The 12,046-nt window shown below is 71.6% G+C and carries 8 protein-coding genes; 6 read left to right on the forward strand and 2 right to left on the reverse strand.

All coding sequences use genetic code 11. The annotated features are described in order from the left end of the window. Positions 1-156: 156 nt before the first annotated feature. Positions 157-930, reverse strand: a complete 774-nt coding sequence (locus HDC36_RS19460) for a TSUP family transporter (protein WP_179570522.1) — start codon at positions 928-930, stop codon at positions 157-159. 98 nt (positions 931-1,028) lie between these two features. On the opposite strand from HDC36_RS19460, the gene HDC36_RS19465 reads away from it, so the two are divergent. From HDC36_RS19465 to bphP, 6 genes are all read left to right on the forward strand, one after another. Then, positions 1,029-1,421 (forward strand): YchJ family metal-binding protein, encoded by a 393-nt coding sequence (locus tag HDC36_RS19465; RefSeq protein WP_179570523.1) that lies wholly within the window; start codon positions 1,029-1,031, stop codon positions 1,419-1,421. A gap of 78 nt (positions 1,422-1,499) precedes the next feature. Next, the gene (locus HDC36_RS19470; RefSeq protein WP_179570524.1) at positions 1,500-3,215 is read left to right on the forward strand and encodes a diguanylate cyclase; all 1,716 of its coding nucleotides are present in this window, start codon (positions 1,500-1,502) and stop codon (positions 3,213-3,215) included. A gap of 183 nt (positions 3,216-3,398) precedes the next feature. Next, on the forward strand, positions 3,399-5,633 hold the full coding sequence (locus HDC36_RS19475; protein ID WP_255432833.1) for a lytic murein transglycosylase: 2,235 nt from the start codon (positions 3,399-3,401) through the stop codon (positions 5,631-5,633). 793 nt (positions 5,634-6,426) lie between these two features. Beyond that, entirely contained in the window at positions 6,427-7,671 is a 1,245-nt protein-coding gene (locus tag HDC36_RS19480; RefSeq protein WP_338123769.1) for a TCR/Tet family MFS transporter, read from the forward strand. A 198-nt stretch (positions 7,672-7,869) separates the two neighbouring features. Further along, the gene (locus HDC36_RS19485; RefSeq protein ID WP_179570525.1) at positions 7,870-8,469 is read left to right on the forward strand and encodes a biliverdin-producing heme oxygenase; all 600 of its coding nucleotides are present in this window, start codon (positions 7,870-7,872) and stop codon (positions 8,467-8,469) included. After that, a complete protein-coding gene (bphP, locus tag HDC36_RS19490; RefSeq protein ID WP_179570526.1) occupies positions 8,466-10,370 on the forward strand; it encodes a bacteriophytochrome BphP in 1,905 nt (634 codons plus the stop codon). Before HDC36_RS19485 ends, bphP begins: the two co-directional genes overlap by 4 nt. 22 nt (positions 10,371-10,392) lie before the next feature. On the opposite strand, the gene HDC36_RS19495 is transcribed toward bphP, so the two are convergent. Next, on the reverse strand, positions 10,393-11,574 hold the full coding sequence (locus tag HDC36_RS19495; protein WP_179570527.1) for a benzoate/H(+) symporter BenE family transporter: 1,182 nt from the start codon (positions 11,572-11,574) through the stop codon (positions 10,393-10,395). Between the last annotated feature and the right edge of the window lie 472 nt (positions 11,575-12,046).

Below are 12,046 nucleotides of genomic sequence, written 5' to 3' on the forward strand. Positions count from 1 at the left end.
GCCGCACCGGGCCGGCGCGGCCGGCCGATCGCGCTCACGAACGGCGCCGTCGACGCGCGTGCGTCAATCGCGCCGACACCGATCACGGCAGCGGCGCCGCTGGCGTCGGCTCCATCGACGCCGGATGCGATCGGCGCGCGCAGCGACCGCCGTGCCTCAGCGCAGCAGGTCCCAGCCCATCTTGCCGATCAGCACCACCACCAGCACCAGGAACAGCTGCCGGATCAACGGCGTGCCGCCGCGCAGCGCCAGCCGCGTGCCGGCCACCGCGCCGGCGATGTTGGCCACCGCCATCGGCACCGCCACCGCCAGCAGCACCTGCCCGCTGGGCACGAAGAAGCACAGTGCGGCCAGGTTGGTGGCCAGGTTGACCACCTTGGAGGCGGCCGAGGCGCGCAGGAAGTCCAGGCCGAAGAAGCGGATGAACAGGAAGATCAGGAAGCTGCCGGTGCCGGGCCCGAAGAAGCCGTCGTAGAAACCGATCGCCGCGCCCATCGCCAGTGCGATGGCCAGTTCGCGGCGGCCGATGTGGCGCGGCCGGTGCAGCGCGCCGAAATCCTTCTTGATCAGCGTATAGACCAGCATCGCGATCAGCAGCGCCAGGATCAGCGGCCGTACCGCCTGTTTCGGCAACAGGCTGACCGCGGTGGCGCCGAGGAAGGAGAACGCGAACGCCGCCGCGGTGGCGTACAGCACCGGCCGCCACGGGAAGCGCACGTTGCGCGCATAACGCCAGGCCGACGCGCCGGTGCCGGCCATCGCGCTGAACTTGTTGGTGCCCAGCAGCACCGCCGGCGCCTGCTGCGGCAGGGTCGCGAACAGCCCCGGCAACTGGATCAGGCCGCCGCCGCCCACCGCCGCATCCACCAGCCCGGCGACGAAGGCGATGCACAGCAGCCAGGGCAGTTCGGTCGGGATCAGCTCCAGCAAGGCGGCGCTCCGGGCGATGGGCGCGCAAGCATAGCCGGGGCCGCCGCGCACGGCAGCGCCGGCGTGCGCCGCGCCGCCGCAGCCGGCACAATCGGCGCATGTCTCCGTCCGCCCCGCGCCTCGCCGATCCTTGCCCTTGCGGCCGCCCGCGCGATTACGCGCAGTGCTGCGGGCTCTACCACGCCGGCGCCGCCGCGCCCGACGCCGAAACGCTGATGCGCGCGCGCTACAGCGCCTACGTGCGCCGCGACGCCGACTACCTGCGCGCCAGCTGGCACCCGTCCACGCGCCCGGCGGAACTGGAACTGGATACGCACACCGCCTGGCTCGGCCTGACCGTGCAGCGGGTCGTCGCCAGCGGCGCCGACAGCGCCGAGGTCGCCTTCCTGGCCCGCTATCGCATCGGCGGCGGCAGCGCCGTGCGCATGACCGAGCACAGCCGCTTCGTGCGCGAGGACGGCCGCTGGTACTACCTGGATGCGCTGGACTGAACCGATGGGCAGGCGTGGCATCAGGTTTGCGCGGCGCTGGCCGATGATGTTGCAGTGTCCGCCGCCCCTGCAGTCGTGATGTCTTTCGTGTTTGCCGCGTTCTTCGCCCGGTTGCGCCGTTGGCGCAGCCATGCCCGGGCGTTGCTGTGGTGCTGCCTGCTGCTCGCCTGCGACGCTGCCGCGGCGGCGCCCGCGCCCATGCCGGCGCTGCAAGGCGCCTGGCGCCCGGTCGCCGCCGCCGACCGCGGGGTGCCGCCCTCGCGCGCCGATCCGGCGCTGCAGCGTTTCGATCCGAACCGGATGACCCAGCTGCACGGCGGCGATGCCGGCGCCTGGGTGCTGTTGTGGCCGGCGCAGGGGCAGTGGCCGCCGGCGCCGTGGGTGCTGGAAGTGCCCAGTCCTGCGTTGCAGCGGGTCACCCTGCTGGCGCCGGTCGCCGGCGCGGCACCGCAGCAGCGCGGGCTGATGCGCGACGACCCGCAGGCGCTGCCCGGCAACGGCCGCCTCGGTTTCCGCATCGATGCCGCACCGGCCGCCGGGCAGCCGCTGCGGCTGTGGGTGGACCAGCGCGGGGTCATGGCCGCTTCGCTGCGCTTCCAGCTGCGCAGCGAGTCCGACTACCTGCGCCAGGACAGCCGTTGGCTGGTGGTCGCCAGCCTGAGCTTCGCGATCATGCTGAGCATGGCGGCGATGGCGCTGGTGTTCGCCTGGCGGCTGCGCGAGGCGACGTTCCTGTACTACGCCGTCTACGTGCTCGGCTACGGCCTGGTGATGGCGCTGGAGACCGGTTACGTGGTGCATCCGCTGGGCCTGGAAGCGATCGGCCAGGCCGCGCGGTTCTGGGGTCGCCTGGGGGTCACCACGTCGATCGTGGCCGCGGTGCTGTTCCTGGAACGCTTCGCCGACCTGGCGCAGTACCTGCCGCGCGCGCGGCGCTGGCTGCGCGGCTATGCGCTGCTGGTCGCGTTGATCGCGCTGCCGGCGCTGCTGCCGCTGCCGTGGCTGGACGCGCTCGGCCGGGCGCTGGTCAACCCGTTGCTGATCCTCGGCGGGCCGCTGCTGATCGGCATCGCCGTGGTGGCGGCATGGCGCGGCTCGCGCTATGCCGGGCTGTTCCTGCTCGGCTGGACGCCGCTGCTGCTGGTCACCGCGCTCAGCAGCCTGCAGGGCTTCGGCATGGTGGCGCACTGGACGTGGAGCGAAGAGGCGGCACTGGCCGCCGGTGCGTTCGAGGCGCTGGTGCTGTCGCTGGGCCTGGCGGAGCGCAGCACCTCGCTGCGCCGCGACCGCGACCAGGCGCGGCAGCTGGCCGACCTGGATCCGCTGACCGGCCTGCTCAACCGCCGCGCCTGGCACGAGCGCCTGACCGCGTTGAAGCAGGCCGCCCGGCGCCGGCGGCAACCGTTGGCGCTGATGTTCCTGGACGTGGACCACTTCAAGCGGCTCAACGACCGCTATGGCCACCGTGCCGGCGACGACGGCCTGCGCGCGCTGGCCCAGGCGCTGCGCGAGGAACTGCGCGGCGACGACCTGATCGGCCGCTACGGCGGCGAGGAATTCGTGATCGCGCTGCCCGGCATCGATGCGGCGCAGGCCACCCCGATCGCCGAGCGGATCCGCGAACGCTTCCGCGCGCAGGCCGCGCTCGCCTTTCCCGAGCTGCAGCCGACCGTGAGCATCGGCGTGGTCCAGCTGCGCCCCGGCGACGACGCCAACGGCCTGGTGCAGCGCGCCGACGAAGCGCTGTACGCGGCCAAGAGCGGCGGCCGCAACCGCGTGGTCGCCGTGCACTGAGCCGGCGCAGGACCCGTGTAGGAGCGGCTTCAGCCGCGACAGGATCTATCGGTAACGCCTGTCGCGGCTGAAGCCGCTCCTACAAACGCGCCGGACCCCCGTGAATCCGCCACCGCGCGTGAGCAGCCATTCCCGGCGGTTGTTTATGATGTCCGGCCTGCTGTTGGCGAGGAAGTTCCGATGATGCGTTTCGCCTGGGCCTTGCTGCTGGCCGCGCCCTGCGCCGCCGCGCAGACCCTGCCCGCGCCGCCCGTGGCGCCGGACCCCGCCTTCGTCGGTTGCCTGTCCACGCTGCGCACCGCCGCCGCCAAGAGCGGCGTGGCCGCCACCGCGTTCGACCGCTTCACCGCCGGCGTGCAGCCGGACATGAGCGTATTGCCGCTGCTCGACGCGCAACCCGAATTCACCACGCCGATCTGGGACTACCTGGCCGGGCTGGTGGACACCCAGCGCGTCGCCGACGGCCGCGCGATGCTGGTCACGCATCGCGATCTGCTCGCCCGGGTGGCGCAGCAATACGGAGTGGACGCGGCGACCGTGGTCGCGGTGTGGGGCGTGGAGAGCGACTACGGCCGTGTCTCCGGCAAGCGCCCGCTGCTGGTGTCGCTGCTGACCCTGTCGTGCAACGGCCGCCGCCAGCCGTTCTTCCGTGGCGAACTGTTCGCGCTGCTGAAACTGCTGCAGGCCGGCGACCTGCAGCCCGACGGGCTGAGCGGCTCCTGGGCCGGCGCCTTCGGCCACACCCAGTTCATGCCCAGCACCTATGCCCGCGTCGCCGTGGACGGCGATGGCGACGGCCGCCGCGATCTGGTCGCCAGCATTCCCGATGCGCTGGCCTCCACCGCCAACTACCTGAAGCTGGCTGGCTGGCAGAGCGGGCAGCCGTGGGGCATGGAGGTCAAATTGCCGGTCGGCTTCGACCCGGCCCTGGCCGGCCGCACCCAGCGCCGGCCGCTGTCCGACTGGCGCACGCGCGGCGTGACCGCCATCGACGGCAGCGCGCTCGACCTGCCTGCGCTGGCGCCGCAGACGCCGGCCGCGGTGCTGATCCCGGCCGGCACCAACGGCCCGGCGTTCCTGGTGTTCCGCAACTACGACGCGATCTACGCCTACAACGCCGCCGAAAGCTATGCGCTGGCGATCGCGCTGCTGTCCGACCAGCTGCGCGGCAAGCCCGGCCTGGTCACCGCCTGGCCCACCGACGATCCCGGCCTGGGCCGTCCGGAGCGGCGCGAACTGCAGACCCTGCTGCTGGCGCGCGGCCACGACATCGGCCAGGCCGACGGCATGATCGGCAGCGCCAGCCGCCGCGCGATCCAGGCCGAGCAGCTGCGCCTGGGCCTGCAGCCGGCCGACGGCCGTGCCGGGCAGCGCATCCTCGATGCCTTGCGCCGCGAAGCATCCGGCGCACCCGCCGCTGCACCCGCCACGCCGACCACGCCGGCACCTGCGCCATCCACGCCGTTCGGCGGCAAGCCCGCGACCGCGTTCCGCGTGCCGGCGCGCTATCCGGCCTTCGTCCAATCCCCCGCGCCACGGAGCATCACCCCCATGTCCGAGATCCCCGGCCTGAGCACAGGCGATTTCCACGGTTACCCCTCGCTGTTGGTGGAGACTCCGCACTCCACCGCCGCGATCAGCCTGTTCGGCGGCCAGTTGCTGTCGTTCGTGCCCAAGGGCGGCACCGAGGTGATGTGGCTGTCGCCGAGCGCGCAGCCCACGCCCACCCCGATCCGCGGCGGCACCCCGGTGTGCTGGCCGTACTTCGGCCGCCAGGACCAGAGCGCCGACGTGCCGGCGCACGGCTTCGTGCGCACCGTGCCGTGGCAGCTGCAGGACGCGCGCCGCGAGGCCGACGGCAGCATGCTGCTGACCCTGGCGCCGCCGGACTTCGACGACCTGCCGCTGCGCCTGCGCATGCAGCTGCGCATCGGCGCGACCCTGGAGCAGCGCCTGATCACCGACAACGTCGGCCGCGAACCGGCGCGCTTCACCCAGGCGCTGCACAACTATTTCCACGTCGCCGACGCCACCCGGGTGCGGGTGCAGGGCCTGGACGGGCTCGACTACCTGGACAAGTTCGAAAACTACGCCACGCCGCACCGCCAGCACGGCGACTGGAGCCTGCAGGACCCGCGCGATCCCGGCCGCAGCGACCGCATCTACACCGGCGCCGGCGGCCGCTACACGCTGCTCGATCCCGGCCTGCAGCGCCGCATCGAGATCGCCACCGCCGGCAGCCGCACCCTGGTGGCCTGGAATCCGGGCGAAGCCGGCGCGCAGAAGATGGTCGACGTCGGCGCCCACTGGCGCCAGTTCGTGTGCCTGGAAGCGGCCAACGCCGGCCCCGAGGTGATCGAACTGGCCGCCGGCGCGCAGCACGTGCTGCAGCAGACCATCGCGGTCGCGCCGCTGTAACGGCGCGCGCTGCCGCGAGGGTTCGCCGCGGATAGGCGGCGGCCCCAGGCCATCAGCCGCAACCGCGTCATCGACCGGTACCAGATCGACCGGCACTAGAAGGAATAGACCGGCCCAGGCCGATTCGCTCCCTTGTGGGAGGGACTTCAGTCCCGACGCGCTGTACCGACAATGCGTCGGAACCCATCTTCGCCGTCGCGCTCGCACCCTTCGCAAAGACGCTCTGCGGGCGGCGCGTCCAGGCGGGGGCTTCGGCGGTTTTCAGGCCATCGGCCCCAGCCGCTCTATCGACCAGGCATCAGGCCGCCTCGACCCCCCTGTGGGAGGGACTTCAGTCCCGACGCGCTGTACCGACAATGCGTCGGAACCCATCTTCGCCGCCGCGCTCGCACCCTTCGCAAAGACGCTCTGCGGGCGGCGCGTCCAGTCAGGGGCTTCGACGGTTTCAGGCCATCGGCTCCAGCCGCTCTATCGACCAGGCATCAGGCCGCCTCGACCCACCTGTGGGAGGGACTTCAGTCCCGACGCGCTCTACCGACGCTGCGTCGGGACCGAACCTTCCCGCAGCAACTGCGTTCTTCGCACGCCTGCGCCTGCGGGTCCGCGGCAACGACGGCTGACACCATCGGGATCAGTGAGCCCTGCGCCATCGGCGCCGGTCCAAGGCCCTGGCGCCGGGCCATCACCCGTCTCCCGGTCGCCACCGCCGCCATTCGCGCCGCCACAGGTCCAGCCCCATCCCGAAATCCCACCCCTGCCGATTACACTGCCGCCTCCACCGGGAGACCATGCCGTGCATTCCTCGCCCCCTGCCGCGCGCACGCGCAATGCCGCCCTGGTCTTCATCTTCATCACCCTGCTGATCGACGTGCTGGCCTTCGGCGTCATCATTCCGGTGCTGCCGGGGCTGGTGCGCGGCTTCACCGGCGGCGATTTCGCCGCGGCGGCGAAGTGGGTCGGCTGGTTCGGCTTCCTGTTCGCCGCGCTGCAGTTCGTCAGCTCGCCGCTGCAGGGCGCGCTGTCCGACCGCTACGGCCGGCGCCCGGTGATCCTGGCCTCGTGCCTGGGCCTGGGCGTGGACTTCGTGGTGATGGCGCTGGCGCAGAGCCTGCCGTTGCTGCTGCTGGCGCGGGTGGTGTCGGGCGTGTTCTCGGCCAGCTTCACCACCGCCAACGCCTACATCGCCGACATCACCACGCCGGACAAGCGCGCCCAGGCCTACGGCATGATCGGCGCCGCGTTCGGGCTCGGCTTCGTGATCGGGCCGCTGCTCGGCGGCTGGCTCGGTAGCTACCACCTGCGCGCGCCGTTCTGGTTCGCCGCGGCGCTGGCGCTGCTCAATTTCCTTTATGGCCTGTGGGTGCTGCCCGAATCGCTGGCGCCGGAGCGGCGCACCCCGCGCCTGGACTGGAAGCACGCCAATCCGTTCGGCGCGCTGCGGCTGCTGCGCAGCTACCCGCAGGTATTCGCGCTGGCCGCGGTGATCTTCCTGGCCAACCTGGCGCACTACGTGTATCCGAGCATCTTCGTGCTGTTCGCCGAGTACCAGTACCAGTGGGGACCGAAGCAGGTCAGCTGGGTGCTGGCCCTGGTCGGGGTGTGCAGCATCGTGGTCAACGCCTTGCTGGTCGCGCGCGTGGTGCGCCGGCTCGGCGAACGCGGGGCGCTGCTGTTCGGGCTGGGCTGCGGCGTGGCCGGCTTCGCCATCTACAGCGTCGCCGGCAGCGGCGCGATGTTCCTGCTCGGGGTGCCGGTCAGCGCGCTGTGGGCGGTGGCGTCGCCGTCCGCGCAGGCCATCGTCACCCGCCACGTCGGCGCCGATGCGCAAGGCCGCGTGCAGGGCGCGCTGATGAGCCTGGTCAGCCTGGCCGGCATCGTCGGGCCGCTGCTGTACACGTGGGTGTTCGCGCTGTTCATCGGCACGCACGCACCGGCGCATCTGCCCGGCGCGCCGTGGCTGCTGGCCGCGCTGTTGCTGGCTGCCGGCTGGGTCGTGGCCTGGCGCCGTGCGCGCCTGCCCGACAGCGCCACCGCTTAGCACGCCGAACCGCGTTGCGGCGGACCGCTGCCCGCATGGCGGGCGCGGACCACTGGCGGCGGATGAATTGCTCAGCTTGAGCCGGCGCGGCGCGCGGCGCGGCCGCCGCTGCGCCGGGCGCTGTGCGCCCACGATGCTACGCTGTGCGGCCTCTCCGCCGTCGCGGCCGGTCCGGCTGCTGTAGACCGCACGCCCTCCATGATGTCGCCCCCCGACGGTTCCGCCGCGCCCCTCACCGCCTCGCGCCTGTTGCGCGAAGCCACCGCGCAACAGCATCTGGCCGTCGAACAATTGCCGGCGATGCGCGCGCTGATGCGCGATTCCCTGTCCGTGCACGACTACGTCCAGGTGCTGCGCCGCCATCACGCCGCGCTGGCCGGCTGGGAGCAGTGCGAGGGCGCCTGGCTGCACGCCATTGGCGACGCCACCTGGCGCTACCAGCCGCGCAGTCCGCTGCTGGAACAGGACCTGGCCGCGCTGCGGGCTACGCCGCCGCTGCCGGCGCCAGTGCCGCCAGCGCCCGACGCCGACAGCCGCTGGGGGATGCTGTACGTGGTCGAAGGCTCGCGCCTGGGCGGGCGCCTGATCGCCCGGCAACTGCGGCAGAGCCTGGCCGCCGCCGCCCCGGCGCTGACCTATTTCGAGCTCGGCCATGCCGATCCGGCCTGCTGGCGGCGTTTCCAGCAACGCCTGGAGCAGGCCCTGCCGACGCCGCAATCGCGGCAGGCCGCCGTCGCTGGCGCACGCGCGATGTTCGCGCACTTCCACACCCACTTCGCCCTGGAGACAGTCGCATGAGCGAGACCGCCGTGCCCTTGGACATGGACGCCTGCGCGCGCGAGCCGATCCATATTCCCGGATCGATCCAGCCGCACGGCGCGCTGCTGGTGATCGAACCCGGCGACCGCCGCATCGTGCAGGCCAGCACCAGCGCCGCCGACCTGCTCGGCGTGCCGCTGGCGGACCTGCTCGGACAGCGCTACGACGCGCTGCTGACGCTGCAGGAACCGCGCCTGTCGGCGGACGCCTCCGAACGCACCCAGCTCGCGTACGTCGACGTCGGTTTCCCGCGCCGCGCCACGGCTCCGCGCCAGCGCTGGGTCGGCGCCTGGCATCTGTACCCGGAGCAATGGCTGCTGGAACTGGAGCCGCGCGATGCGCCGCTGGCCGACGCCACCTTGCGCGAGGCATTGCCGTTGCTGCGCCGGCTCGAGACCGACAACAGCATCGACGAAGCCTGCCAGCGCGCGGCCAAGAGCCTGCGCACGCTGATCGGCTACGACCGGGTGATGATCTACCGCTTCGACGACGAGTGGAACGGCGACGTCGTGGCCGAGGCGCGCACGCCCGAGCTGGAGTCCTATCTGGGCCTGCACTATCCGGCCAGCGACATCCCGGTGCAGGCGCGCACGCTGTACCTGCGCAACCGCGTGCGCCAGATCGCCGACGTCGGCTATGTTCCCTCGCCGATCGAGCCGACCCTGCATCCGCGACTGCGCGCGCCGGTGGACCTGAGCGACGTCAGCCTGCGCAGCGTCTCCCCGGTGCACCTGGAATACCTGGCCAACATGGGCGTCACCGCCACCCTGGTGGCCTCGATCGTGGTCAACGACGCGCTGTGGGGGCTGATCGCCTGCCACCACTACCGCCCGTACTTCTGCAACCACGAGATGCGCGACGTCACCGACGCGGTCAGCCGCGCCCTGGCCGGGCGCATCGGCGCGCTGACCGCGGTGTCGCGCGCGCGCGTGGAAACGGTGCTGCTGACCGTGCGCGAAAAGCTGATCACCAACTTCAACGAAGCCGAGACGCTGACCGGCGACATGCTCGACGACATGGCGTCGGACCTGCTCGACGTGGTCGATGCCGACGGCGTGGCGGTGTTCCACGGCGACCACGTCACCCGCCACGGCACCGTGCCGAGCGCCGCCGAACTTGCCCGGATCCGCGAACAGATCGAGTCCAGCCATCATGAAGCGCTGCGCCACGACGCGGTCGGCGCCTTGCATACCGACCAGATCGGCGCGACCTTCCCGGAACTGGCCGACCTGGCGCCGCTGGCCGCCGGCTTCATCTTCGTGCCGCTGATGCCGCAGGCGCGCAGCGCGCTGCTGTGGACGCGGCGCGAGCAGGTGCGCACGGTCAACTGGGCCGGCAACCCGCAGCTGTCCAAGCTGCAGGACATTCCCAACTCGCGCCTGTCGCCGCGCAAGAGCTTCGACCTGTGGCAGGAAACCGTGCGCGGCCGCGCGCGGCCGTGGTCGCCGCTGAGCCTGGAGTCGGCGCGCAGCCTGCGGGTGCTGATCGAACTAATGGAGCGCAAGCGCTTCCAGCAGGATTTCGCGCTGCTGGAGGCCTCGTTGTCGCGGCTGCGCGAACCGGTGGCGATCATCGAGCGCGGCAGCGACGGCCGCCCCAGCCGGCTGGCGTTCGTCAACGACGCCTTCGCGGTGCTGTACCAACGCGAGGTCGCCGAGCTGATCGGCTACGAACTGGACCAGCTGTACGCCAGCGACGCCGCGCCCGTCGAAATCCAGCGCATCGCCACCTTGCTGCGCCAGGGCCGCGCCGCCTACGTGACCTTGCCGCTGCGCATCGAAGCCGCCGCGCCGGTGCATCGCCAGTTCGATTTCGAACCCTTGCCCAGCCCGTCCGGCGTCTCCACCCACTGGCTGCTGCAGCTGCGCGATCCGCGCTGAGCGAATCCGTGGCGGCGCACGCTCAGCGCGTGCGCCGCCACAGCAGCGACGTCGCCGCGCCGGCCAGCAGGCCCCAGAACGCGGCGCCGATGCCGAACAGCGATAGCCCCGAGGCGGTGACCAGGAAGGTGATCAGCGCCGGCTCGCGTTCGCTCTCGTCCTTCAGCGCCATCGCCAGGCTGTTGCCGATGGTGCCGAACAGCGCGATGCCGGCGATCGCCATCACCAGTTCCTTCGGGAATGCGGCGAACAGCGCGGCCACGGTCGCGCCGAACAGGCCGATCAGCAGATAGAACAGGCCGGCGAACACCGCGGCCATGTAGCGCCGCTGCGGATCCTCCTGCGCTTCGCGGCCCATGCAGATCGCCGCGGTGATCGCCGCCAGGTTCAGGCCATAGGCGCCGAACGGCGCCAGCAGCGTATTGACCACGCCGATCCAGCCGATCGTCGGCGAGATCGGCACCGCATAGCCGGACGCGCGGATCACCGCCACCCCGGGCAGGTTCTGCGAGGCCATCGTCACCACGAACAACGGCAGCGCGATGCCGAACAACGCCTGCCACGACAGTGTCGGCCACACGAACACCGGCCGCGCCAGGCTCAGCTGCGCGGTCTCCAGATGCAGCGTGCCGCTGCCGGCGGCGATCGCGATGCCTACCGCCAGCGTCGCGATCACCGCATAGCGCGGGAACGCGCGGCGTCCCAGCAGATAGACCGCGAACATCGCCAGCGCCATGCCCAGCCGGCTCTGCATCGCCACGAACACGTCCAGGCCGAAGCGCAGCAGCACCCCGGCCAGCATCGCCGACGCCAGCGACACCGGGATGCGCCGGATCATCCGCTCGAAGATGCCGGAAAATCCGGCTGCGGTACCGAGCAGCGCCGCCACCACGAACGCGCCGATCGCATCGGACAGCGGCAAGCCGCCGCCGCTGCTGATCAGCATCGCCGCGCCGGGGGTGGACCAGGCCGTCACCACCGGCATCCGGTAGCGCAGCGACAGGCCGATGCAGGTGACGCCCATGCCCAGCCCCAGCGCCCACATCCACGAGGCGATCTCGGCCTGCGAGGCGCCCAGCGTGCGCGCGGCCTGGAACACGATCACCGCCGAACTGGCGAAGCCGACCAGGACAGTGACGAAGCCGGCGACCAGCGCCGGCAGCGAGGCGTCGCGCCATAGGGAGCGTCCGGCAGTGGAGGGCATTGCGAGATCCTGCAGGGGGGTGAACCCGCATTCTCGGCGAAGCGGCCGCCAACGGCAGCAGCGGCATGGGGTCGCCGCCGCGCGCGGACGCGGCGCGTGCGCGTTCTCCTGATGGGAACGCTGCCGGAAGCGCCTGCAATGGCCGCATACGCACCGAGCGCAAGAAAGCGGTTGACGTTTTTTCCTGGCCCGGTAGACTGCGCGGCCCGCTACGCAGCTGCCGATCTTCGGCTCGACAGAAGCGAAACGGGCCGGAAACACCTAGCGAACATCGGGTGTTGACGGCGTGAAAAAAACGGCTAATATGGCCGGCTCGCTTCAACGAAAAGACCTCAGGGTCTTCCGCAAGAAGCGGCGTCAACCTCCTGATAAATCAGGGTATTGACGGCAACAAAAAAGCCGCTATGATGGGCGGCTCGGTTCAGCGAAAAGCCTTCGGGGTTTGAGCGGAACCGGCGGCAAGACCTCCGAA

The organism is Xanthomonas sp. JAI131 (genome assembly GCF_013410075.1).
GTDB lineage: Bacteria > Pseudomonadota > Gammaproteobacteria > Xanthomonadales > Xanthomonadaceae > Xanthomonas_A > Xanthomonas_A bonasiae.